This is a genomic window from Pseudomonas sp. TE21435 (assembly GCF_056279265.1).
Genome location: NZ_JBWBQZ010000001.1, coordinates 2765049 through 2791348 on the forward strand (window position 1 = coordinate 2765049; position 26300 = coordinate 2791348).

General features: G+C 63.1%; 22 protein-coding genes. 12 read left to right on the plus strand and 10 right to left on the minus strand.

Features of this window, described 5'->3' with window-relative positions; all coding sequences use genetic code 11:
• The first annotated feature begins 256 nt into the window (after positions 1-256).
• The gene (locus tag ACZ9C1_RS12470; RefSeq protein ID WP_102684687.1) at positions 257-2521 is read left to right on the plus strand and encodes a putative bifunctional diguanylate cyclase/phosphodiesterase; all 2265 of its coding nucleotides are present in this window, start codon (positions 257-259) and stop codon (positions 2519-2521) included.
• Here the strand turns inward: ACZ9C1_RS12470 and ACZ9C1_RS12475 are convergent.
• The gene (locus tag ACZ9C1_RS12475) at positions 2421-3308 is read right to left on the minus strand and encodes an NAD(P)-dependent oxidoreductase (protein ID WP_277501729.1); all 888 of its coding nucleotides are present in this window, start codon (positions 3306-3308) and stop codon (positions 2421-2423) included. The two genes, ACZ9C1_RS12470 and ACZ9C1_RS12475, sit on opposite strands and share 101 nt — an antisense overlap.
• A gap of 295 nt (positions 3309-3603) precedes the next feature.
• Here ACZ9C1_RS12475 and ACZ9C1_RS12480 point away from each other — a divergent pair, with 295 nt between their 5' ends.
• The gene (locus ACZ9C1_RS12480; RefSeq protein ID WP_371918144.1) at positions 3604-5685 is read left to right on the plus strand and encodes a hypothetical protein; all 2082 of its coding nucleotides are present in this window, start codon (positions 3604-3606) and stop codon (positions 5683-5685) included.
• 160 nt (positions 5686-5845) lie between these two features.
• Here ACZ9C1_RS12480 and ACZ9C1_RS12485 read toward each other — a convergent pair whose 3' ends face one another.
• A complete protein-coding gene (locus tag ACZ9C1_RS12485; protein WP_046854488.1) occupies positions 5846-6151 on the minus strand; it encodes a DUF2288 domain-containing protein in 306 nt (101 codons plus the stop codon).
• 359 nt (positions 6152-6510) lie between these two features.
• Here ACZ9C1_RS12485 and ACZ9C1_RS12490 point away from each other — a divergent pair, with 359 nt between their 5' ends.
• From ACZ9C1_RS12490 to ACZ9C1_RS12525, 8 genes are all read left to right on the plus strand, one after another.
• The gene (locus ACZ9C1_RS12490) at positions 6511-7626 is read left to right on the plus strand and encodes a branched-chain amino acid ABC transporter substrate-binding protein (protein WP_476254025.1); all 1116 of its coding nucleotides are present in this window, start codon (positions 6511-6513) and stop codon (positions 7624-7626) included.
• Between the two features lie 237 nt (positions 7627-7863).
• On the plus strand, positions 7864-8787 hold the full coding sequence (gene livH, locus ACZ9C1_RS12495; protein WP_046854487.1) for a high-affinity branched-chain amino acid ABC transporter permease LivH: 924 nt from the start codon (positions 7864-7866) through the stop codon (positions 8785-8787).
• Entirely contained in the window at positions 8784-10040 is a 1257-nt protein-coding gene (locus tag ACZ9C1_RS12500) for a high-affinity branched-chain amino acid ABC transporter permease LivM (protein WP_102684683.1), read from the plus strand. The genes livH and ACZ9C1_RS12500 overlap by 4 nt, the downstream gene beginning before the upstream one ends.
• On the plus strand, positions 10037-10804 hold the full coding sequence (gene livG, locus ACZ9C1_RS12505; protein ID WP_023631159.1) for a high-affinity branched-chain amino acid ABC transporter ATP-binding protein LivG: 768 nt from the start codon (positions 10037-10039) through the stop codon (positions 10802-10804). The genes ACZ9C1_RS12500 and livG overlap by 4 nt, the downstream gene beginning before the upstream one ends.
• Positions 10805-11506 (plus strand): ABC transporter ATP-binding protein, encoded by a 702-nt coding sequence (locus ACZ9C1_RS12510; RefSeq protein WP_102684682.1) that lies wholly within the window; start codon positions 10805-10807, stop codon positions 11504-11506.
• 91 nt (positions 11507-11597) lie between these two features.
• Positions 11598-12817, plus strand: a protein-coding gene (locus ACZ9C1_RS12515; RefSeq protein WP_476254026.1) for an IS3 family transposase whose coding sequence is annotated in 2 segments (ribosomal slippage) — positions 11598-11946 and positions 11946-12817 — 1221 coding nt in all. Because the reading frame shifts where the segments join, the coding sequence is not laid out codon by codon here.
• A 136-nt stretch (positions 12818-12953) separates the two neighbouring features.
• Positions 12954-13631, plus strand: a complete 678-nt coding sequence (locus tag ACZ9C1_RS12520) for a COG3650 family protein (RefSeq protein ID WP_046854484.1) — start codon at positions 12954-12956, stop codon at positions 13629-13631.
• Between the two features lie 103 nt (positions 13632-13734).
• A complete protein-coding gene (locus tag ACZ9C1_RS12525; protein WP_139669332.1) occupies positions 13735-15348 on the plus strand; it encodes an NAD(P)/FAD-dependent oxidoreductase in 1614 nt (537 codons plus the stop codon).
• Positions 15349-15423: 75 nt separating this feature from the next.
• On the opposite strand, the gene ACZ9C1_RS12530 is transcribed toward ACZ9C1_RS12525, so the two are convergent.
• Complete coding sequence (locus ACZ9C1_RS12530; RefSeq protein WP_023632818.1) at positions 15424-15888, minus strand: outer membrane lipoprotein; 465 nt, start codon at positions 15886-15888, stop codon at positions 15424-15426.
• 146 nt (positions 15889-16034) lie between these two features.
• Between ACZ9C1_RS12530 and ACZ9C1_RS12535 the strand changes: the two genes are divergently transcribed.
• Positions 16035-16265, plus strand: a complete 231-nt coding sequence (locus ACZ9C1_RS12535; protein WP_139669330.1) for a hypothetical protein — start codon at positions 16035-16037, stop codon at positions 16263-16265.
• Between the two features lie 30 nt (positions 16266-16295).
• Here ACZ9C1_RS12535 and pdxH read toward each other — a convergent pair whose 3' ends face one another.
• From pdxH to dinG, 5 genes are all read right to left on the minus strand, one after another.
• Complete coding sequence (gene pdxH, locus ACZ9C1_RS12540; RefSeq protein WP_476254027.1) at positions 16296-16943, minus strand: pyridoxamine 5'-phosphate oxidase; 648 nt, start codon at positions 16941-16943, stop codon at positions 16296-16298.
• A gap of 18 nt (positions 16944-16961) precedes the next feature.
• On the minus strand, positions 16962-17939 hold the full coding sequence (locus ACZ9C1_RS12545) for an OmpA family protein (RefSeq protein ID WP_102684678.1): 978 nt from the start codon (positions 17937-17939) through the stop codon (positions 16962-16964).
• A 99-nt stretch (positions 17940-18038) separates the two neighbouring features.
• A complete protein-coding gene (locus tag ACZ9C1_RS12550; RefSeq protein ID WP_457378862.1) occupies positions 18039-19184 on the minus strand; it encodes a serine hydrolase domain-containing protein in 1146 nt (381 codons plus the stop codon).
• 97 nt (positions 19185-19281) lie between these two features.
• Positions 19282-21498: a beta-galactosidase gene (locus ACZ9C1_RS12555; protein ID WP_277501742.1), complete on the minus strand. Its 2217-nt coding sequence runs from the start codon at positions 21496-21498 to the stop codon at positions 19282-19284.
• Between the two features lie 81 nt (positions 21499-21579).
• The gene (gene dinG / locus ACZ9C1_RS12560) at positions 21580-23724 is read right to left on the minus strand and encodes an ATP-dependent DNA helicase DinG (RefSeq protein WP_476254028.1); all 2145 of its coding nucleotides are present in this window, start codon (positions 23722-23724) and stop codon (positions 21580-21582) included.
• A gap of 98 nt (positions 23725-23822) precedes the next feature.
• Between dinG and ACZ9C1_RS12565 the strand changes: the two genes are divergently transcribed.
• Positions 23823-24287: a CopD family protein gene (locus tag ACZ9C1_RS12565; protein ID WP_277501744.1), complete on the plus strand. Its 465-nt coding sequence runs from the start codon at positions 23823-23825 to the stop codon at positions 24285-24287.
• A gap of 914 nt (positions 24288-25201) precedes the next feature.
• Here the strand turns inward: ACZ9C1_RS12565 and ACZ9C1_RS12570 are convergent.
• Together ACZ9C1_RS12570 and ACZ9C1_RS12575 are read right to left on the minus strand one after the other, a co-directional pair.
• The gene (locus ACZ9C1_RS12570) at positions 25202-25960 is read right to left on the minus strand and encodes a collagen-like protein (RefSeq protein ID WP_476254029.1); all 759 of its coding nucleotides are present in this window, start codon (positions 25958-25960) and stop codon (positions 25202-25204) included.
• Complete coding sequence (locus tag ACZ9C1_RS12575) at positions 25953-26228, minus strand: DUF1145 domain-containing protein (protein WP_102684784.1); 276 nt, start codon at positions 26226-26228, stop codon at positions 25953-25955. Before ACZ9C1_RS12575 ends, ACZ9C1_RS12570 begins: the two co-directional genes overlap by 8 nt.
• Positions 26229-26300: the final 72 nt, after the last annotated feature.

Genomic DNA, 26300 nt, shown 5'->3' on the forward strand with positions numbered 1-26300 from the left:
CGCCATAGAGGCCATCGCGGGGCAAGCTCGCTCCCACAATTCCGGCTCGGGATTGGTGGGAGCGGGCTTGCCCCGCGCTCGTTTCGTCCTGCAAGCCATCCATTTAGACCATCTGGCTATTGCCTTCATATCCAAATGGTAGAAATCAAATTGCCATTAATCAGGAAGGCTTAGGTACAGGTTCCTATACTCCAGCAGGAACAGTCTCCATCCGTGCTTTTTGGGGACGAGTGAAGACTCGACGAAGAGGCCTGCAATGGAGTGGCTGGGACTGCAATTGTTCGCTGAGCTGCCGGCGACCGGACAGATCATCCTCGACTGCCGACACAACCCCTTCCTGGTGCTGCTTGCCTTCATCGTGGCGAGCGCCGCCTGTTTCGCCACTCTGGACATGAGCGAACGCCAGAGCCAATGCGAAGACCGCTTCGCCCGCCGGCAATGGCGCGTGCTCGGTGCCTGCTGCCTGGCCGGGGGCATCTGGGCCATGCATTTCATCAGCATGCTGGCCTTTCAGGCGCCCCTGGAAATCCACTTCGATGCCCCACTGACCGGCCTGTCGCTGCTGGTGGCGCTGTTGGCCGCCTGGCTGGCGATGAACAGCCTCAACCGCAGCCAGATGCGCCTGCGCCATTACCTGCAGACCGCGCTGTTCATCGGCCTGGGCATCAGTGTCATGCACTACACCGGCATGGCCGCCCTGCAGACCAGCGCCCTGCAGTACTACCAGACCGGCCTGCTGCTTGCCTCCGTCGGCATCGCCGTGCTCGCCAGCCTGGTGGCGCTGCTGATGGCACGCTATTTCAACAAGGGCAGCGGCACCCTGCACCTGCTGCTCAAGTACGGCGCCAGCCTACTGATGGCCGCAGGTATCGTCCTGACCCATTTTACCGGCATGGCGGCGATGACCCTGGTGATCCCCAGCGAGACCGCGCTGCGACTGCCTTCGGCCGACAACAGCCTGCAACTGGCGCTGACCATTGCCGTCATCACCCTGCTGATCAGCGCTGGCAGCATCAGCGCGGCGCTGGCCGACAAGAAGCTGCAGAGCAAGGAGCACGACCTGCGCCGCGTCAATGTACTGCTCAGCCAGCTCGACCAGGCCCGCGCCTCGCTGCAGCAGGCCGCCCACTACGACGCCCTGACCAACCTGGTCAACCGCCGCGGCTTCAACCAGGTCTTCGCCGAGCGCCTGGCCGAGCAGGCTGCCCATGACGGTATGCTGGCGGTGATGTTCCTCGACATCGACCACTTCAAGCGGATCAACGACAGCCTCGGGCATGCCGCCGGCGACGAGTTGCTCAAGGTGATCGCCGATCACATCAAGGCCGCCACCCGTGGCCAGGACCTGGTGGCCCGCTTCGGCGGCGACGAGTTCTGCATCGTTACCAGCCTCAACAGTCGTGACGAGGCACGCCACCTGGCCCAGCGCATCATGCAGCGCATGAAGGAGCCGATCGATCTGGCCGGCCGGCGCATGGTGATGACCACCAGCATCGGCATCAGCATCTTCCCCGACGACGGCCAGAGCACCGAGGAGTTGCTGAAGAACGCCGACCTGGCGCTTTACCAGTCCAAAGGCTGCGGGCGCAACAGCCTGAACTTCTTCAACAACGGCCTGAAGACCCGCGCCACCCTGGAGCTGCAACTGGAAGAAGAACTGCGCGTGGCGCTGTTCGAAGAGCGTGGCCTGTGCGTGCACTACCAACCGATCTTCGACCTGCGCAGCGGCCAGGTGGCCAAGCTCGAGGCGCTGGTGCGCTGGCAACACCCACAGCATGGCCTGCTCAGCCCCGACCGTTTCATCTGTATTGCCGAAGCCAACGGCCTGATCGCCGAGCTGGACCTGTGGGTGCTGCGCCGGGCCTGTGAGGACCTGGCCCAGCTCAATCGTCATGGCTATGGCGATCTCAAGGTCACGGTGAACTGCTCGGCCCTCACCCTTGGCCGCGAGGAGCTGGCCACCGAGGTGGAAATGGCCTTGTTCCAGGCCGGCCTGGCGCCGCGCCAGCTGGAGCTGGAGGTCACCGAAAACGCCCTGATGGGTGACATCCACCACACCATCAGCCTGCTCAAGCGCATCCGTGCCCAGGGTGTGGCGTTGTCGATCGATGATTTCGGCACCGGCTATTCATCGCTGGCCTACCTCAAGCGCCTGCCGCTGGACGTGCTGAAGATCGACCGCTCGTTCATCCAGGACGTGCCCGGCAGCCAGAAAGACCGCGAGATCGTCCAGGCGATCATCATCATGGCCCATACCCTGCATCTGAAAGTGGTCACCGAGGGCGTCGAGACTGTCGAGCAGCACGAATTCCTCGCCAGCCACGGCTGCGACTACCTCCAGGGCTACCTGCTCAGCCGGCCGGTGCCACTGGCCGAGTTGCGGCCGATCCTCGAACGGCTCGACCGCCAGCCGGGCGAGCTCAGTCCTTGCTGCGATACAGCGCTACCAGGGTCGCCGGATCTTTTTGCAGATAACCCTGGTTACCGTGCAGGCGCATCAGTTGCGCGGCGAGGCCACTGAGCGGCGTCGCCGAGCCCTGCTCGCGGGAGAATTTCACCGCGCTGTCGAGGTCCTTGAGCAAGGTGCGCACGTGCCACTTGACCGGCTCGAAGCGGCTTTCGGCCATTTGCGGGGCGAGGATCTGCAAGGGTTTCGAGTCGGCAAACCCGCCGGCCAGCGCTTCGGCGATCAGCCGCGCATCGACCCCTGACTGCTCGGCCAGCGCCACCACCTCGGCAATCACCAGCGCGTTGCAGGCCACGATCATCTGGTTGCACGCCTTGGTCACCTGGCCGGCCCCCACCGCGCCCATGTGCGTCACCCTTTGGCCCAGGGTCAACAGCACCGGCCGCGCCCGCTGCAGATCGCTCGCCTCGCCCCCGACCATGATCGCCAGGGTGCCGGCCTCGGCCCCCGGCGTGCCGCCGGACACGGGGGCATCGAGCCAGGCCATGCCGCACAGGGCCGCCAGCTCCGCCGCCATCTCGCGGGTGGCGGTCGGCTCGAGGCTGGAGAAGTCCACCAGCAGCTGACCGCTGCGCCCGCCACGGGCGATGCCCTGCTCACCGAACACCACTTCGCGCACCACCGCCGTGTCGGCCAGGCACAGCAGCACCATGTCCGCCGCCTGGCACAGCTCGGCAGGGCTACCGGCCAGCTGGGCGCCGGCGGCAACCAGTTCGGCGCATTTGTCCGGGCTGCGGTTCCACACGGTCAGCGGATACCCCGCGGCCAGCAGGCGACGGCACATCGGCAGGCCCATCAGGCCGATCCCGGCAAACCCCAACGAAGGCAATGCAGTACTCATGAGCAACTCCAGATTAAAGAAGCGTGACAAACGGACGATGCAATGCGGGTGAGAAGGGAAAAACCTTAGAACGACTAAGGAAACCCCCTATCGCATAAGAAAAAGACGCACTGATAAAGTCGCGAAATTTCTCCGTGATGGCTAGATGATATGCATCACCGGGAAGCCAACCACTCCAGGCAAATGGCGCACTATGACCTCTACGATCACTTCTGCCAATGCGGCTCCCGAGCCCTCCCTCAGCACCACCTCGCTGACTGCCGGCAGTGCTCGAGACCTGCCCGCGGCGCGCAGCATGCCGGCGCAACAGTACCTGTACTTCACCGAACAGGACATCCAACGCATCCTCGACAACCTCGACGGCCTGCGCGATCTGGTGTTTCCGCCCAACCTGCATGTCGAGGACGAGGACCAGTTGCGTCTGGAGCAGCAGTTCCCGTCGGTGTGCCTGATCGGCCTGGGCCGCTGCGGCTCGAACATCGCCCTGGACGTGGCGGAACTGGTGTACAACGCCCGCACCTTCTTCCTCAATGAGTACAACAACGAGGACCGTTTCAAAGGCGAAGCGGGCTACAGCCCGGCGCGCTGGATCCGCCAGAACCTGCGCCTGGTACAGAACAAGGCGGCCAAGCCGGTGTTCCTGGTCGAGCCGCTGGTGATGCTCGGCGACCTGGACAAGGACATCGCCGGGCGCATCCGCTTCTCGCGCAAGGGCGAGCGCGGCGGCTTTTTGCGCGACTACAGCAAGATGAAGATCATGGACCTGTCCGAGGTGCATGCCGGTGGCGCCGGCAACGCGCCGATCCTCGGCCAGTACCTGGCCAAGATCATCCTCAACAAGGACACCCAGCGCTTCTCCAGCGCCGACTGGAAGCTGATCCACTCGTACCTGATCGACTCCTGCGGCATCAAGGCCAACCAGTCGCGCCTGTACTTCTACATCTTCAGCGCCGGCGGCGGCACCGGCTCGGGCATGGCCTCGGAATTCGGCCTGGCCCAGCAGTACTCGTACATGAACAAGACATTCGATACCAAACCGGCCGACGAGAACGACGGCAAGAGCGGGCATTCGTTCGTGTTCGAGCCGATCTTCACCAGCGGCATCTGCGTGCTGCCCAATGCGTCCGATCACCGCAGCGAAATGTCCGAGGCTCTGCACATCAACGCCGGGCGCCTGCTGTGCAAATACCTGTCGGAGGAATGGGACTTCTCGTACAACTTCGACAATGAAGACAGCAGCGAAGCCAGCGTCATGGGCCGCATCCGCCCGTGGAACGCGATGATGCTGATCTCCAACGACATCATGCGCTACGCCGAGGAGAGCGACGACGGCACGATCCAGAACATCGACGTCAATGCCATGGAGAAGCACGCCAACCAGTACATCTCCCAGCAGATCTTCAACATCCTCACCGCCCAGGCGGTGACCACCGACTACGACCAGAACTACTTCCGCCGCGCCGGCATCGACATTGGCGAGACCATCCGCCTGGACGCCAACGACCTGTTCATGAGCCTGGCTGGCCCCGTGGCCATCGCCTATGCCGAGTCGGTGGTGCCGGAAGTGCCGCCGGCAGGGTCGGACAAGTTCAAGGTGTTCGAGCGCGAGCAGCCGCGCCTGGACATCGACGACCTGTTCTTCCGCTCCATCGACCTGCCGCACTTCAACAAGCAGACCCAGGCCATCGAAGGCATCAGCCTGCTGCCGATCGAGTCGCGTCGCTACCGCGCCGCGCTGGAGCAGTACCAGGCCTCGGGCTACGACGCCGCGGCGCTGCACGACCTGCATTTCTTCAAGAACTGCTCGTCGGTGGTGTCGATCGTGTCGCTGCCCAAGGATTACAAACTGTCGTACATGGACCTGAACCGGCTCAAGACCCACCTCAACAGCCTGTTCCCCAACACCACGCTCAAGCGCTATGCGCTGGTGATCGGCGCCTCGGCCAACCTGTCGCTGACCACCCTGATCGCCAAGAGCCCGTGCCTGTCGGACGATTTCCTCACGCTGATCGTGGCGTTCATCAAGCGTTGCTTCGCGCGCAACCCGTACCGTTTCGACGACACCATGGACAATGCGATCCTCGAGTTCATCACCAGCGAGCACTTCGATGAAGACAGCATCGACGACCTGCTCAACGAGTTCGAGAACCCGGCGAAGATCCTCGACACCAACTGGTACGCGATCAAGCCGATGTACGAGAAGAAGTACCGCGAGCTGATCAACGACAAGAGCCGTTTCGTCTCGATCAACGACATCCGCCTGTCGCGCGAGTGCGTGAAGAAGGCGGTGAAGTACCTGCGCGAGATCTTCAGGCACCGCATCGGCAAGACCCGGGTGATTTCGCTGAACAGCCATACCGGGCGCGTGGATTACTGATCCAGTGGGGGCCGCAAAGCGGCCCCATTTACGCATCCCGTAAACTGTTACCGCCCCGCCGAATCACCCCGCCACTGTTACCAACTTCCACCTTACGTGAGCGTCAATGCGCACCATTGCGGAGCGTTTGCGCGTTTTCACGCACTAAAAAAGCCCGCGCTTATTCCGCTTTCTTCGCCTGGATCACGATGAACGGCGAAACCACCACCGCCCAGATCTCTGGATCGCGGGTTTGCAGGTCGAGCGCCTGCTCGGCAGAGACCGGCCCGACAGTGCCATCATTGCGCCACTTGGCGAAGATCTCGCCGCGATTCTCGGCCATCGCCTCGGCAACAGCGATCAGGTCGAGGCTGGGGTCGACCCAAATCAGGTCACCCTTGGCCCAGAAACGCTCCAGGGCTTTCCACTCGATGACGGCAGTCTCGCCGAGCAGTTTGGCATAGAGGGTGCTTACTTGATCAGTCATGGGTTTACCTGCGCAAAGATCGGCCAACAAAAAGGCCGGCATTTTTGCAGAAAAACCCGGTTTCAAATACGTAATTTGGTCGATCAGGCCCGAACTTGTGGGGGCGGGCCGGGAATACAGGCAAAGTGATGGCGCTTTTCTGTATCTTTATGTCGATCACGCGACACCCCTTGAGACAGACGCTTTTCGCCCGCTTTTCAAGCGCTCGGACAGCGCTCTACACTGTACCGGTACAGTTCCGGGACATGTTCCGGGGGAAGGTGGGCTTACGGCATTGGCGTAGCCAGGCCGCGAATCCCGCCCGGTCTGTAGCCCTGGCCTCAGGACTATAAGAATTACAACAGAATGAGTGGAGCACTATGATCAAGATTTCCAAGCTGTTTGCCGCGATGGTTCTGGCCGGAGTCGCCAGCCATTCGTTTGCCGCCGACACCATCAAGATCGGCATCGCCGGTCCCAAGACCGGGCCGGTGACCCAGTACGGCGACATGCAGTTCGTTGGCGCCAAACAGGCCATCAAGGACATCAACGCCAAGGGCGGCGTCGATGGCAAGATGCTCGAAGCCAAGGAATACGACGACGCGTGCGACCCTAAACAGGCCGTGGCCGTCGCCAACAAAGTGGTCAACGATGGCGTCAAGTACGTGATCGGCCACCTGTGCTCCAGCTCCACCCAGCCTGCGTCCGACATCTACGAGGACGAAGGCGTGATCATGATCACCCCTGCCGCCACCTCCCCGGAAATCACCGCCCGTGGCTACAAGCTGATCTTCCGCACCATCGGCCTGGACAGCGCCCAGGGCCCGGCCGCCGGCAACTACATCGCCGACCACGTCAAGCCGAAGGTCGTTGCGGTGCTGCACGACAAGCAGCAGTACGGCGAAGGCATCGCCACCGCGGTCAAGACCACCCTGGAAGGCAAAGGCACCAAGGTCGCCGTCTTCGAAGGCCTGAACGCCGGTGACAAGGACTTCTCCTCGATCATCCAGAAACTCAAGCAGAACAACGTCGACTTCGTCTACTACGGCGGCTACCACCCGGAGCTGGGCCTGATCCTGCGCCAGGCACAAGAGAAAGGCCTGAAAGCCAAGTTCATGGGCCCGGAAGGCGTGGGTAACGACTCCATCTCGCAGATCGCCCAAGGCGCCTCCGAAGGCCTGCTGGTGACCCTGCCCAAGTCGTTCGACGCAGCACCTGAGAACAAGGCCATCGTCGACGCCATCAAGGCCGACGGCAAGGACCCAAGCGGTCCGTTCGTGTTCCCGGCCTACTCGGCTGTCGAACTGATCGCCCAGGGCATCAAGGCCGCCAAGTCCGAAGACACCGCCAAGGTGGCAGAAGCCATCCACGCCGGCACCTTCAAGACTCCGACCGGCGAACTGTCCTACGACGCCAAAGGCGACCTGAAAGACTTCAAGTTCGTGGTCTACGAATGGCACTTCGGCAAGCCGAAGACCGAAGTCTCCCCTCAGTAACTGCGTGACTAATAGCTGACCGAGAAGCCCACTGTGCGAGCAGTGGGCTTTGTTTTACGAGGTTCATGAGCCTGATTCCCGTGATCCGGGAGCCGGTTCACCTGAAAATCTTAAAACCGTCACCCGCGGTTTCCTGGCCGTGCCCGCAAAAAGATCACGTGGCGAAGACCACGAGAACAAGGGGCCGGGGTCATCCCCCGCCAGAGAAATGCAAATCAGGTTTTTAGGAGCGCTGTAATGCCTGAGATCTACCATTTCCTACAACAACTGGTTAACGGATTGACCATCGGCAGTACCTACGCGCTGATCGCCATCGGTTACACGATGGTGTACGGCATCATCGGCATGATCAACTTCGCCCACGGCGAGGTGTACATGATCGGTTCCTACGTGGCCTTCATCGCCCTCGCCGGGCTGGCCATGATGGGCATCCACTCGTTGCCGATCCTGATGACCGTGGCCTTCGTCGCCACGATCTGCGTCACCAGTGCCTACGGCTACAGCATCGAACGGGTCGCCTACCGGCCGCTGCGCAACAGCAACCGGCTGATCCCGCTGATCTCCGCCATCGGCATGTCGATCTTCCTGCAGAACACCGTCCTGCTGTCACAGGACTCGAAAGACAAGTCCATCCCCAACCTGATCCCCGGCAGCTTCTCGTTCGGCCCGGGGGGCGCTGAGGAAGTGCTGGTCTCGTACATGCAGATCCTGGTGTTCGTGGTAACCCTCGTCGCCATGACCTGCCTGACCCTGTTCATCTCCCGTTCCCGCCTGGGGCGCGCCTGCCGCGCCTGCGCCGAGGACATCAAGATGGCCAACCTGCTGGGCATCAACACCAACAACATCATCGCCCTGACCTTCGTCATCGGTGCCGCGCTGGCGGCGGTGGCGGCCGTGCTGCTGAGCATGCAGTACGGGGTGATCAACCCCAACGCCGGTTTCCTGGTGGGCCTGAAGGCCTTCACCGCGGCGGTACTGGGCGGCATCGGCAGCATCCCGGGCGCCATGCTCGGCGGGCTGGTGCTGGGCGTGGCCGAAGCGTTCGGCGCCGACATCTTCGGCGACCAGTACAAGGACGTGGTGGCATTCGGTCTTTTGGTTCTTGTCCTGCTGTTCCGGCCGACCGGCATCCTGGGCCGCCCGGAGGTTGAAAAAGTATGAACAGAAATCTCAAACAGGCGTTCTTCAGCGCCTTGCTGGTCTGGGCCGTGGCCTTCCCGGTGCTGGGCCTGAAACTCAGCATCGATGGCATCAGCCTGGTGGTGCATAGCCAGGGTTCGTTCACCATCGGCATCATCGCCGCGTGCTCGGTGCTGATGTTCCTGCGCGTGCTGTTCGACAAGCAGTGGAGCTCGGTGATGGGCCGCCGCTCCGACCGCAAACTGGTACCGTCGTCGGTGAGCAACTTCCTGACCCTGCCGAAAACCCAGCGCTGGGTGATCATGGGCCTGATCGTCGTCGCCCTGATCTGGCCGTTCTTCGGCTCCCGCGGCGCGGTCGACATCGCCACGCTGATCCTGATCTACGTGTTGCTGGGCCTGGGCCTGAACATCGTGGTCGGCCTGGCGGGCCTGCTCGACCTGGGTTACGTCGGCTTCTACGCCGTCGGCGCCTACAGCTACGCCATGCTCTCCCACTACCTGGGCTGGAGCTTCTGGGTCTGCCTGCCGATCGCCGGCCTGATGGCCGCCACCTTCGGCTTCCTGCTCGGCTTCCCGGTGCTGCGCCTGCGCGGCGACTACCTGGCGATCGTGACCCTGGGCTTCGGCGAGATCATCCGCCTGTTCCTGCGTAACCTCACCGACTGGACCGGCGGCCCCAACGGCATCAGCAACATCCCCAAGCCGGAGTTCTTCGGCCTGACCTTCGAGCGCCGCGCCGCCGAGGGGATGCAGACCTTCCACGAGTTCTTCGGGCTGGAATACAACTCGATCAACAAGGTCATCTTCCTCTACCTGGTCGCCCTGCTGCTGGCCCTGCTGGCGCTGTTCGTGATCAACCGCCTGCTGCGCATGCCGATCGGCCGTGCCTGGGAAGCGCTACGTGAAGACGAGATCGCCTGCCGCGCGCTGGGCCTGAACCCTACCGTGATCAAGCTCTCGGCGTTTACCCTGGGTGCCTGCTTCGCCGGTTTCGCCGGCAGCTTCTTCGCCGCCCGCCAGGGCCTGGTGACACCGGAGTCGTTCACCTTCATCGAGTCGGCGATCATCCTCGCCATCGTCGTGCTGGGGGGCATGGGTTCGCAGTTGGGCGTGATTCTCGCGGCCATTGTGATGATCCTGCTGCCGGAGATGATGCGTGAGTTCAGCGAATACCGGATGCTGATGTTCGGTGCGCTGATGGTGTTGATGATGATCTGGCGTCCGCAGGGCCTGCTGCCCATGCAACGTCCGCACATGGAGCTGCCTCGATGAGCCGCGAAATTCTGCAAGTCAGCGGCCTGAGCATGCGCTTTGGCGGCTTGTTGGCGGTCAACGGCGTGGCCCTGACCGTCAAGGAAAAACAAGTGGTGGCACTGATCGGCCCGAACGGCGCTGGCAAGACCACCGTGTTCAACTGCCTGACCGGCTTCTACAAGCCCAGCGGCGGCACCATCCTGCTCGACGGCCAGCCGATCCAGGGCCTGGCCGGCCATCAGATCGCCCGCAAGGGCGTGGTGCGAACCTTCCAGAACGTGCGCCTGTTCAAGGAAATGACCGCGCTGGAAAACCTGCTGATTGCCCAGCACCGCCACCTCAACACCAACTTTTTCGCCGGTCTGTTCAAGACCCCGAGCTTCCGCCGCAGCGAAAAAGAGGCCATGGAGCGTGCCCAGTACTGGTTGGAGAAGGTCAACCTGACCGAGTTCGCCAACCGTACCGCCGGCACCCTGGCCTACGGCCAGCAACGGCGCCTGGAAATCGCCCGCTGCATGATGACCCAACCGCGAATCATCATGCTCGACGAACCGGCCGCCGGCCTGAACCCCAAGGAGACCGAGGACCTCAAGGCCCTCATCGCCTACCTGCGCGAATCGCACAACGTGACCGTGCTGCTGATCGAGCACGACATGAAGCTGGTGATGAGCATTTCCGACCACATCGTGGTGATCAACCAGGGCACGCCCCTGGCCGACGGTACGCCGGAAGAGATTCGCGGCAACCCTGATGTGATCAAGGCCTACCTGGGGGAGGCGTAAATGCTGAAGTTCGAGAACGTTTCCACCTTCTACGGCAAGATCCAGGCGCTGCACAGCGTCAACGTCGAGATCAACCAGGGCGAGATCGTCACCCTGATCGGCGCCAACGGCGCCGGCAAGTCCACCTTGCTGATGACCTTGTGCGGCTCACCCCAGGCGAGCAGCGGCAGCATCAAGTACCTGGGCGAGGAACTGGTCGGCCAGCCGTCCTCGCACATCATGCGCAAGAGCATCGCGGTGGTGCCGGAAGGCCGCCGTGTGTTCGCCCGCCTGACCGTCGAGGAAAACCTGGCCATGGGTGGCTTCTTCACCAACAAGGGCGACTACCAGGAGCAGTTGGACAAGGTCCTGCAGTTGTTCCCGCGCCTGAAGGAGCGTTACATCCAGCGTGGCGGCACCATGTCCGGTGGCGAGCAGCAAATGCTGGCCATCGGCCGGGCACTGATGAGCAAGCCCAAGCTGCTGTTGCTGGACGAACCATCGCTGGGCCTTGCGCCGATCATCATCCAGCAGATCTTCGACATCATCGAACAGCTGCGCCGCGATGGCGTGACCGTGTTCCTGGTGGAGCAGAACGCCAACCAGGCACTGAAGGTCGCCGATCGGGCGTATGTGCTGGAGAACGGCAAGGTGGTGATGCAGGGTACCGGTGAAGCATTGCTGACCGACCCGAAGGTACGCGATGCGTACCTCGGGGGTTGAATGATCAAAGGGCCTTCGGGCCCTTTTTTCTTGCGCCTGTCCCGTCCTAAATAAGGTTTACACCTCCCATCCCGAATTTCCGGAGAGTCAGATGGATCAAGGTGTAAAGCGCACACAGCGTGATTACTCGCTGTCTTTTAAATTGGCAGTGGTCGATCAGATCGAAAAAGGCGAGCTGACCTGCACCCAGGCCCGGGAGCGGTACGGCATCCAAGGAAAATCTACGGTTCTGGTATGGTTGCGTAAGCACGGTCGGCAGGATTGGAGCCAGGGGGCCTCGATCCGCGACGAGAGGAGCTGCGCGATGTCTGACCCCAAAACGCTCACTCCAGAGCAGCGAATCAAAGAGCTTGAGCAGCAGCTTGAGCTGATGAGTCAGAAGGCTCAGTTCTTTGAGACGGTCGTTGATGTTCTGAAAAATGACTACGGTGTATCGGTCGTAAAAAAGCGATCCGGCAAGTCCTCACGCAAGGTCAAGTCGCAGGACTGAGCATTGCCAGGGCTTGTCAGTTTCTAGGCATCAGTCGACAGGCATACTACAAGCGCAACCAAGCCGCTGATGACAAAGAGCGCCAGACGGATCGAGTGGTTGAGTTCGTACAGCAAATCCGGATGCGCCAGCCTCGTCTGGGTACACGCAAGCTGCACTATCTGCTGCACTGCCAGCCTGATAGACGAGTCCAGGTCGGCCGAGACAGGCTTTTCCAGGTCTTGGGTGAGCGCCGCTTGCTAGTGCTGCCTAAGCGGGCGTATCACAAGACAACGCAGAGCTTTCATCGCTTCTACCGTCATCCCAACTTACTTAAGCCCGGCCCAAGGCAAGTCGTACCGACAAGGCCAGAGCACATCTGGGTTGCCGACATTACTTATCTGCCCGCACGTAACGGCCCGCTGTATCTGAGCCTGGTAACGGATGCGTACTCCAGGAAAATTGTTGGCCACCACGTCCATGAAAGCCTGCATGCCGAGTCAGTGGCGCAAGCCTTCAAGCAGGCCTTACGAAAGCGACGCCGTCGCCAGCCATTAGTCCATCATTCGGATCGAGGCATCCAATACTGCTCGACACTGTACCAGTCACTGCACCAACGGCACGACGTTCAGTGCTCCATGACTGATGGGTATGACTGTTATCAGAACGCGCTGGCGGAGCGCATCAACGGAATCCTCAAGACGGAGCTGCTGTTGAGGTGTCCTGAAGATCTTGAACAGGCGAGGAAGATGGTTGATGAGGCAGTGCAGATCTACAACACAGAACGGCCCCATATGGCCCTGAAAAACAAAACGCCCGATGCGGTGCATCGGGCGTTTTGAGGCCTGTCGGCCTACCTGAACAGGTGTAAACCTATTTCAGGACTAGACAGCCGCGATGAGGCCGTGCCTCTTGTAGAGGCCCGGCAGGCTCGGTAACGTGACCGGCACTTTTTGCCCGAACACCGGAGCCCGCCTGATGCGCCTCACCCCTTCCCTGCTGCTCACTGCCCTGCTGCCGCTGTTCGCAGGCTGCCAGATGCTGGCCGAAAAACCGGTCGACCCGAACCTGGGCACTACCCGCCTTCAAGGCGAACTGAGCGCGGCCGGCGGCCATCTGCTGTTCAAACCCTGTAACGAAAGCCGCCGCTTCATCGTCAACGACGCTGCTGGCACCGGCATCCTGCAAGAAGCCGCCACCCTGGCCGACGACGCCGGTGACAAGCTGTTCGCCGATGTCCGTGCGCGCATGGCCGGCAGCAAGCAGGCAGGCAGCGACGGCCAGCTCGACGTGACCCGCCTGTACCGCCTCGACACCTCCGAATACCGTGGCTGCGAAGACCCCAACTTCAAGCAGTTGACCCTCCGCGCCGGCGGCCACGAGCCGGACTGGGACATCAAGGCCAGCGGCAAGGGCATGGTGCTCAACCGCATCGGCCAGGAGCCGTTGCCATTGCCTTACCTGGAAGAAGCGCTGCCCGGCGGCGGCCTGAGCCTGTCCAGCGAGGCCAACGGCCAGCGTGTCGAACTGTGGGTCGCACCACAGCGCTGCGTCGACGGCGCCACCGGCGCCATCCGCCACCTCAAGGCCGAGCTGCGCATCGACGGCAAGACCCTGCAAGGCTGCGCCTACTACGGCGGCGCACGCGACCTCTGATCACCGGGTGCTTTTATCCTGCCAGTCGGGGCGGCTAACAGCTTATACTTGGCGGTTTGTGTAAAGCCGCCGGCCGCCCATGGCCGGGATACTGGACCCTGCCATGCTACGAATCACCGAACTGAAGCTGCCCCTGGACCACTCCGACGACGAGTTGCGCGCCGCCATCGTCCAGCGCCTGGGCATCAGCGATGAGCAACTGCTCGGCTTCACCCTGTTCAAGCGCAGCTACGATGCGCGCAAGAAGAACAGCGAGCTGCTGTTCATCTACACCATCGACCTTGAAACCAGCAACGAAGACGAACTGCTGCGCCGCTTCGAAGGCGACGCCAAGATCGGCGTGGCTCCGGACGTCAGCTACAAGTTCGTCGGCCAGGCCCCGGCCGAGCTGCCTGCGCGCCCGGTCGTGGTCGGCTTCGGCCCCTGCGGCATCTTCGCCGGGCTGCTGCTGGCGCAGATGGGCTTCAAGCCGATCGTGCTCGAGCGCGGTAAAGAGGTGCGCCAGCGTACCAAGGACACCTGGGGCCTGTGGCGCAAGAGCGTGCTCAACCCCGAATCCAACGTACAGTTCGGCGAAGGCGGCGCCGGCACCTTCTCCGACGGCAAGCTGTACAGCCAGATCAAGGACCCGAATCACCACGGTCGCAAGGTGCTGGAAGAGTTCGTCAAGGCCGGTGCGCCCGACGAGATCCTCTACATCAACAAGCCGCATATCGGCACCTTCCGCTTGACCAGCATGGTCGAGAAGATGCGCGAGGAAATCATCACCCTGGGCGGTGAGGTGCGCTTCGAGCAGAAGGTCACCGACCTGCTGGTGGATGGCGAGCAGCTCACGGGCGTGGTGCTGCAGAGCGGTGAACAGCTGCACTCGCGCCATGTGGTACTGGCCCTGGGGCACAGCGCCCGCGACACCTTCCGCATGCTCCACGCCAAGGGTGTGTTCATGGAGGCCAAGCCGTTCTCGGTCGGCTTCCGTATCGAGCACCCGCAGTCGCTGATCGACAAGGCGCGCCTGGGCAAATACGCCGGCCACCCGAAACTCGGCGCCGCCGACTACAAGCTGGTGCACCACGCCAAGAACGGTCGTTCGGTCTACAGCTTCTGCATGTGCCCGGGCGGTACCGTGGTTGCCGCCACCAGCGAACCTGGCCGCGTGGTCACCAATGGCATGAGCCAATACTCGCGCAATGAACGTAACGCCAACTCCGGCATCGTCGTCGGTATCGACCCCGAGCGCGACTATCCAGGTGGCCCGCTGGCCGGTATCGAGCTGCAGGAGCGCCTGGAAGCCCATGCCTACGTGATGGGCGGCAGCAACTACCAGGCACCGGCGCAGCTGGTTGGTGACTTCGTCGCCGGGCGCCCATCCACAGCGCTGGGCAGCGTCGAGCCCTCCTACAAACCGGGCGTGACCCTGGGCGACCTGGCACCGAGCCTGCCGGACTTCGCCATCGAGGCGATCCGTGAAGCGCTGCCGGCCTTCGACCGCCAGATCAAGGGCTACAACCTGCACGACGCGGTGCTGACCGGCATCGAAACCCGCACCTCGTCGCCACTGCGCATCACGCGTGACGCCAGCTTCCAGAGCCTCAACCTCAAGGGTCTGTTCCCGGCAGGTGAAGGCGCAGGCTACGCCGGTGGCATCCTGTCTGCCGGTGTCGACGGGATCCGCATCGCCGAAGCGGTGGCAAGGGATATCCTCGGGCTGAACGACTAACCCGATCGCCTTTTGCAGACAAAAAGAAACCCCGACACGGCCAAGCCGGTCGGGGTTTTCTTTTCAAGCGTGCTGTCAGTGAGTGACGCGGCTGGTGCCGTCGACAGTCATGATGCGAACACGCTCACCCACACGGAAGATCTCGTTCTGCTGCACTTGCTGCACGTAGGCACGCATGCTGCCGTCGTCTTCACGCACGGTGATTTCGACACCCTGAGTACGGGTCAGGCCTTCTTCAGCGGCGGAGCCCGCCAGGCCACCGGCCACGGCACCGATGACTGCGGCAACGATACTGCCACGGCCACCACCGACGGCACTGCCGGCGACACCACCGACAATGGCGCCAGCGCCGCCACCGATTGGCGTCTTGGTGCCTTCGATCTTCACCGGACGCAGGGATTCGATGGTACCCATGCGCACGGTCTGCACGCGACGGGCCTCATCACGGGAGTAGCTGTCGCCGGTCAGCGACGATTGGCAGCCGCCCAGCAGCAGCGACACGGTGGTGAAGCTGGCCAGCAGCAAAGCGGATTTACGCATGGGACAATCTCCATAAGACAGGTGTCCATTAGACTCCGCGCCTTGACAAGTGTCACGGCGCAAACGTTATAAAATTGTTTTCATTCAGCTCAGGTACAGCCGTTGCTGGCTGAATTGCGGGCCTACAGATGAGACCAAGGATAGCCATGGATTACTTCATCGTCGTCGTCGTGACGGTCGCCGGGCTGTATTTTCACGGGTGGCTGTATGTGCGCATGCGCCGTTGGATGGACCGGGACCTGGCGCTGTCGCTGGCCGGGGAGGATCCGGCGAAGCAGGTCTTAATGCTCAAGTTGCTGGAGCGGGCGCGGGTGGAGAAGGTGCGGCGCAAGGAGTTGGCGGCGTGGCTGGAGCGGGAAGCGACGGGGTCTCGTTGATGATGGGGCCGCGTCGCGGCCCCATTCTTGTCAGGGCGCCAGACGCTCGCGCGCCCACTGGCCATCGACCAGGCGGTAGTTCAGGCGGTCATGCAAGCGGCTCGCACGCCCCTGCCAGAACTCGATGCGCTCGGGCAGCAAGCGGTAACCGCCCCAATGCTCCGGGCAATGCGGCTGGCTGTCGGAAAAGCGCGCCTCGGTGGCCCTGACCAGGCCTTCCAGCTCCTCGCGATCGGCAATCACCCGGCTCTGCGGCGACGCCCAGGCCCCTAGCCGGCTGCCCAGCGGGCGCACCTGGTAATAGTCGTCCGACTCCTTGGCCGTGACCTTCTCCACCCGTCCCTCGATCCGCACCTGGCGCTCCAGCGCCGGCCAGAAGAAGGTCATCGCCGCATGAGGGTTGGCCGCAATGTGCTGGCCCTTGGCACTTTCATAGTTGGTGAAAAAGGTGAATCCGCGTGCATCCAGCGCCTTGAGCAGCAACACCCGGCAATGCGGACGCCCCTCGGCATCAACGGTGGCCAGGGTCATGGCGTTGGCTTCCACCGGTAGCTGCTCGGTCTTCACCGCATCGGCGAACCAGTGGTGGAACAGCGCGAACGGCTCCCCGGGAGCCTGGGCTTCGGCCAGGCCATCACGGGTGTAGTCGCGGCGCATATCGGCCAGGGATTGGGTCATGCTGCGTTTCCTTGACGATCAGTTGGTCTTCGCAGGGCTGTTGGCGGCGACTTTCTTGTCGGTGGCGGCCTTCTTCGCGGCTGGCTTGGCCGCAGCGGCTTTCTTCTTCGCGACGGTGCTGGCCTTGGCTGGCGCCTTGGCTTTGGTGGCAGGTTTTTTCGCAGCCGGCTTGGCGGCGGCCTTGACGACAGGCTTGGCGGCCGGGGCCTTGGCGTCCTGGGTGGCAACCATCGCCGCCGGAGCCGGCGACGGGGCAGCCTGCTGGTACTTGGCCAGCAGCGCGACCATGGTGTTCTGCGGGGTCAGCAGCAGCTCGACTCGGCGGTTCAAGGCACGGCCTTCAGCGCTGTCGTTGGCGGCACGCGGCATCACCGCGCCCATACCCTTGAGCATCAGGCGGTCGCGCTGCAGGCCGCTGAGACGGAAGATCGCCGACACCGAAGCGGCGCGCTCGAGGCTGAGTTTCTGGTTGGCGGCCATGGCGCCGCTGGTGTCGGCGTGGCCGAGGATCAGCACAGCGGTCTTGGTATCGGTCTCGATGACCTTGGCAACCTGGGTGATCGGGCCAAGGGTCGCGGGCAGCAGCATGTTCGGGCGATCAGGGTTGTAGGAGCTGTCGACCGGGATGGTCACCGCCAGCAAATCCTCGCGGCGCTCCAGCTCGAACTTGCTGCCCTTGATCGCTTCGCGGACCTTCGGCTCGTACTGGTCAAGCCAGGCCTGCGTGGCCTTATGGTCGATCTTCGGCACCGCCGCGACCTTGTCCTTCTTCTCATCGCTGCCAAACGGCCACCACCAGCGGCTGCCGCTTTCGGACTTGGCGTCGGCCTTGGCCACGTTCTCGACGACAGCCTCCTTCACTTCCTTGTCAGCGACCTTGTCCGAACCAAATGGCCACCAGTTCAGGCCACCGTCCTTTGCGGCGTCCGGGGAGTGGCTGGCACAACCGGTCATGGCCAGGCACAGGGCGAGTGCTAAGGTTTTATGTGAAGACATCAGCGATACACCATGAAATAGAAAGAAATTTTGCCCATACGCTTCAGGCGTTGGCATTGAGGATAGTCAAAGGGACGTGGCAATACCCGCGTTACCCGATCAAAGGCAACTGCCAAGCACCCGCACCAGATTCTGTGCGCGGGGGTCCATCAGCACGTAAGGGCCGAGGGTATTGGTGACGAAGCCGAAGGCCACGTCATGTTCGGGGTCGGCGAAACCGACCGAGCCGCCGGCGCCGGGGTGACCGAAGGCACGCGCGCCAAGGCCGAAGGTGGCGTTGGCCACCTCTGGCTGGTCAAGCATGCAACCCAGGCCGAAACGGGTCTGGGTGAGCAGGGTGCGGTCCTGGCCGAGGCTGTGCTCGCGGGTCAGCTCGTCGAGCAGTTCGGACTCAAGCAGGCTGCCATCGAGCAGGCCGGCATAGAAGCCCGCCAGGCTGCGGGCATTGCCATGGCCATTGGCCGCCGGCTGCTGCATGCGCCGCCATTCAGGCTTGTTGGTGCTGGTGAGGATCGCCGGCGGGTTGGTGAAGGCCCGAGTGGACAAGGCCTCGGGCTCGCGCATCGTCACCTGCAGCAGGCGCTGGGCGGCGGCATCGCCAGGGTTGCCCTTGCCGCGGGCGATATGCGCCACGCGGTGGAATTCTTCATCCGCCAGGCCCACGTGGAAGTCCAGGCCCAGCGGCTTGGCGGTGCGTGCGACGATGGAGTCGCCCGGACCACGGCCATCGGCGCGGCGGATCAATTCGCCAATCAGCCAGCCGTAGGTGATCGCCGCGTACCCGTGCTCGCTGCCGGGCGTCCACCAGGGCGCTTCAGCGGCGAGGGCATCGACCATGGCCTGCCAGTCATACAGGGCTTCGGCCGGCAGCAGCTCGCGGATGGCCGGCAGGCCGGCACGGTGGCTGAGCAGTTGGCGCAGGGTGACCTGGTCCTTGCCGGCCTGGGCGAACTCCGGCCAGTAGCGCGCCACCGGCGCGTCGAGGGCGAGCTTGCCCTCGCCCACCAGTTGCAAGGCGGTGACGGCGGTAAAGGTCTTGGTGCAGGAGAACAGGTTGGCGATGGTGTCGCTGTGCCAGGCCTCGCGGCCATCCTTGTCGGCACTGCCGGCCCACAGGTCGACCACGGTTTCTCCGCCGACCTGGATGCACAACGCCGCACCACGTTCCTGGGGATCCTCGAACAACGCGGCGAAAGCATCGCGCACCGCCTCGAACTTCAGCTCATAGTGACCCTGGATCTGCACCCGACTACCTCTCTTTACTGCCTGGCTTGCAAAGGGGTGCATTGTTTCAGTAGTTGGGCGATTTGCCTACTGAAGATGGCTGGGTGGTTATCAGGAACTACGGCTTGTCCAACGCTGTGCGCAAATGCCCAAGGGCTTGCAGGTTGCTGCGGCGCACCGCCTCGATGAACCCCGCATAGGGCACATCGGTGACAGCGACCAGGCCAAGATGGCCGTTCTCACCATCGAGCAGGCGCCCGCTGGCGGGTTGATCGAGATACTGGAACCAGTGCGCACCGACGATCATCGGCTGGGCCATGGCCGCCTTGAGGAAGTTGGCATACGCCGGGCCACGGTCTTCCTCGCGGGCCACTTCCAGCGGCCCGGGCCAGAATGGGCCACGATCGCGCGAGCCGAACTGGAACTCCGAGACCAGCACCGGCTTGTCGAGCTCGGCCAACCGCGCAAAGTCGTAGCCGTCGTCAGGCTTCAAGGTATAGAAGTTGAAGCTCAGCACATCGCAGAACTCGGCGCAGGCCTTCACTGCCTCGGGGGTGCTGAGCGCGTAGCGGCCACCCAGCAGCAAGTGGTTGGGCGCATGCCACTTCAGCGCATCGGAAATGGTCTTGAAGTAGGTTTCGGCAAACACCTGCTGGAAATACTGGTAGTCACGCTCGATTTCCGGATGCTCAGGGTTGGGCAACGGCGCCTCGAACCCCGGGTCTTCCATCAGCTCCCAGGCGGTCAGCTCAATACCCCAGGCCTTCGACAGCCCCTGCTGGTTGCGGTACTTGTCGCGCAGTTGCTTGAGGAAAGCGCGCTTGGCCGGCACATCGGTGGTCAGGCGCAAGGTGCCGTAGGCCAGGCCATAACGTGCCTTGGGGTCGTCCCCCGGCGCGGCCCAGGCCAGTTCGTTGTCGGCGAAGTAACCGATCAGCCAGGGATCGTCACGGTGATCCCGCGCAGCAATGGCCACGGCACGCTCGGTGGCCATGGCGAAACGCGGGTCGAACGGGTCGGGCATGCGCCCCCACCAGTCCATGCCGGTGCTGATGCTGGCGTAGTCACCGACGATCGACAGCGGCAAGGTGTACGGCAGGCGCTTGGCTTGCCCGAGCGCCGCATCGCTCCAGTTGCCGAGGGTGTTGAAGCCCCAGGCCTGCAGGCGATCCAGGGTATGGGCCTGCCAGCGCTGGGCATCCAGCACCGCCACCGGGCACGCCACCTCTCCCTGCGGGCAAGGCTTGCCATAGGTGCGCTGAAGATTGGCCGCGTAGAAGTCGAACCAGCGTCCCTGCTTGAAACCACGGCCCTGGGACGACGCATTGCCGTCATCGTTGTTGCCTTCGCCATAGAAGGCACTCAGGGTGTCGCCTTCTCCCGGCAAGGCTTTGAACATGCCCTCACGGCCGGCGACATAGGTACGCCCGCCATCGGCGGCGACGGCATTGACGCCGAGCGAATAGAACGGATGCCCTTCCGGCGTCACCAGGTACCAGCGTCCGTCGCGTTTCTCGGTACGGAAGAAACCCTTGGCGTCGAACGCAGGCCCCTCCAGCAGGCCGCCATAGGTGTCCAGTTTGAGCTTGTCGCGCTCGGCCAGCCAGCCCTTGAGCTGTGCCTGTTCACGGCTGTCGGCAGCCTTGAGCTGCTCGTCGTTGACGATTTTTTCCGGCCAGCGGCCACGGGTCGATTGCCCATAACCATCGATCAGCTCGGCGTAGGCGGCCTTGAACGCCTGATCGTCATCCTGCAGGCCGACCTTCTCGATCAACAGGCTCTGCGCCACCTTGGGGCCGGGGATGCTCAAGCTGACCGAAGTGACCTGCGCCAGGTCAGCTCCTCCTTCGCTGCTAGTCAGCAACAGGCGCTGGCCTTCGTAGGTCCAAGGCATCGGCGGCCCGGCACGCATGCCCTGACTCAGTGGTGAACTGGCCTTGAGCGGAATCATCACGGTCTGCGCAGGCCCTGCCGGCAGGTCGATGCGGCTGGTGAGCGTGCGCCCGTCGCTGCTTTGCACCACCACATCGACGGTCAGCGCCCAGTCCATGCCACTCTGCAGGCGAAGAGTCAGCGCCTGGCCGGCAGACCAGTCCCACGCACCGCTCTGCGGCGCGAGGCGCAGTGTCGGCTGTGCCACCGGGTTGAACACCACTCGCCGCAACACCTCGCCTTCGGCTGTCTGCTCCGCGTTGTACTGCGGCAGGCTGGCGTCCTGGGTGACGACATTCACTACCGAGGCCGGGCGCACGAAGCTGAACAGGGTCTGCTGCCCGGCCAGCAAAGGCGCACTGAACAACATGGAGAACACAACAGGCAAGGCGCGGCGGATCATGAGGCGGTGGCTCTCCTTCGGAACCCGTCATGGGCTCGCAATCGAGTAATGGACAACGGGTTGTGCGTGTTGCTCCGGCAGTCAGCCGATTTCCCGTCGGAAAGGTGGCAGCGCATTGAGAATAGCCTTGCCATAGCGTTGCGTGACCAGACGGCGGTCGAGCAAGGTGATCACGCCACGGTCCTGCTCGGTACGCAGCAGCCGGCCACAGGCCTGGATCAGGCGCAGCGAGGCGTCGGGCACGGCGATTTCCATGAACGGATTGCCGCCACGGGCTTCGATCCATTCGGCCAGCGCGGCCTCGACCGGATCGTCCGGCACCGCGAAGGGGATCTTGGCGATCACCACATGCTCGCAATAGGCGCCCGGCAGGTCGACACCCTCGGCGAAGCTGGCCAGGCCGAACAGCACGCTGTGCTGGCCGTCGTCGACCCGCGCCTTGTGCTTGTTCAGGGTTTCCTGCTTGGACAGGTTGCCCTGGATCAGCACCAGCTTGCGCCAGTCGCGGTCCAGGCCGTCGAACACGTCCTGCATCTGTTTGCGCGAGGAGAACAGCACCAGCGCGCCGCGGGCGTCCTCGACGATGGCTGGCAGCTCGCGAATGATCGCCGCGGTGTGCGCCGTGGCGTCGCGCGGATCGGCACCCAGGTCGGGCACCCGCAGCAGCCCGGCGTCACCATGCACGAACGGGCTGGGCACCACGCACTGCACCGCGTCGCGTGGCAGGCCCGAACGCATGCGGAAGCGGTCGAACTTGCCCAGCGCAGTGAGCGTCGCCGAAGTCACCAGGGCGCCATGGGCGACGTTCCACAGGCTCTTGCGCAGCATCTCGGCAGCCAGGATGGGGCTGGCGTTGACCTCGATATCGAACAGCGCGCCGCTTTCGGCAAGGGTCAGCCAACGGGCCATGGGCGGGTTGTCTTCGGGGTCTTCCGCGGTAAAGGCGGTCCACAGCTCCCAGTTGCCCTGGGCCCGGGTCACCAGGCTGCCGAACAGCGGGTACCACTCCTCGGCCTGGTGGCTGGCGATACCGATGTTGTTTTCGCCGTCCATGCCTTCCTTGAGCAGGTCGGCCAGGCGGGTGAACAGGTCGTTGAGACGAGCGAAGCCTTTCTTGAGCTCGATGCCTACTTCGCGGATCTGCTCCGGCACCACGCCGCCCTCGAAGCGATAGCGCGGGCGGTCGCGGCCTTCCATGTCCTCGCCGGCGCGGAAGTCCGCCACCTGCTCGCACAGGGTGAACATGAACTGCTGCTGGGTACGCACCTCGCGGGCCAGCTCCGGCACCTGCTCGATGTACTTGCCGAGGTCGCCCGGCAATGGATGCTGGGCCAGCAATTTGGTCAGGTTCTTAGCGGTCTGCTCCAGCCAGTCGGCGGTGGAGCGCAGCCGCGAGTAGTGGGCGAAATGGCCGATGGCCTTGTCCGGCAGGTGGTGGCCTTCGTCGAACACGTACATTGTATCGCGCGGGTCGGGCAGCACGGCGCCACCGCCAAGTGCCAGGTCGGCCAGGACCATGTCGTGGTTGGTGACGATCACATCGACCTTGCCCATGCCTTCACGGGCCTTGTAGAACACGCACTGCTGGAAGTTGGGGCAGTGCCGACCGGTGCATTGACTGTGATCGGTGGTCAGGCGCGCCCAATCCTGGTCCTCGATGGCCTCCGACCAGCTGTCGCGATCGCCGTCCCAGCGGTTGCCGGCGAGCTTCTCGATCATGCTGTTGAACAGCTTCTGGCTGCGCTCGTCGACCTCGATGCGAAAGCCCTCCTCCTCGAACAGCTGGGCGGTGGCCGACTGGGCGTGGCCTTCCTGCAGCAGGACGTCGAGCTTGGACAGGCACAGGTAACGGCCACGGCCCTTGGCCAGGGCGAAGCTGAAGTTCAGCCCGCTGTTGCGCATCAGATCGGGCAGGTCCTTGAAGACGATCTGCTCCTGCAGCGCCACGGTCGCGGTGGCGATCACCAGGCGCTTGCCGGCGGCCTTGGCGGCGGGGATCGCGGCCAGGCTGTAGGCGACGGTCTTGCCGGTACCGGTACCGGCCTCGACGGCAACCACCGCGGGCTCGCCGGCACGGCGGCCTTCATCATCGCTGGCGATGTCGCCGAGCACCTTGGCCACTTCGGCGATCATCAGGCGCTGGCCGTAACGCGGCTTGAGGCTTTTGGCTTCGAGGAAACGCGAGTAGGCGCCCTGGATGGTGGCTTTGAGTTCGTTGCTGATCATGGTCTGCAGGCGCCCGGAGGGCTGGATATATTTTCAGTGTTTCGCATGGGCCGGCTATCATACCCCGCTATTGCCCTTTGTGCCGCATGGAGATCCCGATGCTTGCCTTTACCTTGCCCTACACCTTGCATGTCCTGGCCGCCCTCGTCTGGGTCGGCGGGATGTTCTTCGCCTGGCTGGTGCTGCGGCCGGCCACGGTTGCAGCGCTGGAAGGGCCTGCGCGGCTGCGTTTGTGGGTGGAGGTTTTCCAGCGGTTCTTCAGATGGGTCTGGCTGGCGGTGGCGGTGTTGGCTGTCAGCGGGGTCGGGATGATTCACCTTCGGTTTGCCGGGTTCGAGACCGCGCCCCGTTATGTGCAGGTGATGATTGGCGGGGGGATTGTCATGTTTGCGTTGTTCATGCGGGTTCAGGGGTTGTTGTTGCCTGAGTTGCGTGCGGCGGTGGAGGCAGGGGATTGGGCTTCGGGGGCTGGGGTGCTGGGGCGGATTCGGCGGTTGGTTGGGGTTAATTTGTTGATTGGCGTTGTGGTGGTGGGGGTGGCGAGTTCGCGGGTTTTGGTTTGAGGGGTTGGGCTTCGGCTTCGGCTTCGGCTTCGGCTCGATAGATTGTTTTTGTATTTGCAAGCACATTCGTAGACGATGTCGACATTTCGTCACCTTTCCGCCTTTACGGCGGCCGACTTTTGTCGTGGCAAAAGTCGGCAAAACCGTTCGGCTCCGTTCATACGGCCCCTACGCTTCGCTCCGGGGTTCCCTCGCTCCGTTCTTGCTCCCGTGGGTACCGCGCTGTACGCCCCATCCTGGGGCGCAGCGCTCGACGGCCATCCATGGCCGTCGCCCCACTACGCAAGAACTCCACTCGGCCTCCTGAAGTCGCAATTGGTGGCGCCTGAACTATCGCGCACTTAGAAGCAAGATCAAGAGCAGATCAAGAGCAGATCAAGAGCAGATCAAGAGCAGATATGTCGGTTTTGTTAGTGGCTGTAATGTTGTTCTTCATTACGCTATCGCGGGGCAAGCCCGCTCTCACGTTGAATTAAGTAGTCAAACTATGGCGGGAGCGGGCTTGCCCCGCGATGTTGATCTAGAGTTCCCACGATGGCAACTAGCGACTAGCTGCGTTAGTGCAGGCGCCGCCCGTAACTTCGCGACTTCAGGAGGCCGAACGCAGGTCTTGCGGAGGGAGGTGACGGGCATGGATGCCCGTCAAGCGCTGCGCCCCAGGATGGGGCGTTCAGCGCGGTCCTCCCGGGAGCAAGGCCGGAGTGAGGGAACCCGGAGCGAAGCGGAGGGCCGGATGAATGGAGCGAGGATTTTTTGGTTCCTTTTTGATCCTTCAAAAAGGGACCCGCCGTAAGGGCGGAAAGGTGAATAAGCGTCGACATCGAAAATGAATGCGCACACAACTTTCAACACCAACTAACCAAACAACCAAACAACCAAACAACCAAACAACCAAACAACGCTACCCCAAAAACTCAAAGCCGCTGAAGAATCAACTCCCCCGAGGCCCCAGCCAACCCAGGCTGCCCGGCCTGCCCAGGCCGCCCATTCCCCCCAGCATCGGTCCGATAAACCAGACACCCCTTACTAGCCCCACCTGCCCCAGCCTTCCCGGCAGCCCCCGCCTTACCAGGCGCACCACCATCAAGTCGCACCACAATCCGCTCCTGCGCAAACCCTTCAGGCACCGCCAGACGAACTCGCCCACCGGGGGCCCCATCATGCCCGTTGCCACCATCATCACCATTGGCCCCACGACTGGCCTGCCCCCAGGTGCAGCCCCCCGGCTTGCCATTGGCGCCGTCGAGCCCGACATACCCCGGCGCCCCAGCCCCACCCCGGGCGTCGATCGATAGCCGATCCGCTTCCAGCGCCTGCAACCGCAGATCCAGGTTACGCCCCGGCCGCGCGGGCCGCTCGTAGCTTCCGGGCGCCCCAGGCGCACTGAATTCGCTACCCTCGCCCAGCCGAGCCGTCAACGCCTCGATGCTCAGGTCGCGCTCGGCCGGCGCGATGGCGATGCGCGCATCGCGCCCCAGTTCGAGCCGGTCGATCTTCAGCTCGGTAAGGCTGGCCGGTAGCAACAAGGTCGCCGAGTCGGCCACTCGCAGGTGCTCCAGGTGCACGCTGGCCGCCTTGTTCGGCAGGCGCAGCATCGAATGGGCAGCAACCTCCAGGCTCTCGGCCTGGGCCAAGGGTGTGGCCAGTACGGCCAGCAAAATCAGTTTACGCATGGCTCGGCGCCTCCTGCGACCGGGGGATGGACATGACATGGAAGATGCCGATCAACAGAATCTGCAAGCGGTCGAACCAGCGGTGACTGCGCCCACGCAAGCTGCCATTGAAGAACAGCACCTCGAGCACATGCAGCGACAGCAGGACGATACCTGCGGCATTGATCAGAAGATTGAGCGGCAATGGCTGTGGCATGAACAGGTTGAACAGCACCACACCCCAGAACGCCACTGTCAGAGCCTTGCCCAGGCCCAGGATGAACTTCATACCCCGCCCCCATGATTTTTGTTATGCCGGGACGGTCCGTTCGAGCGGACCGTGCCGGCAACAGTAACCCTA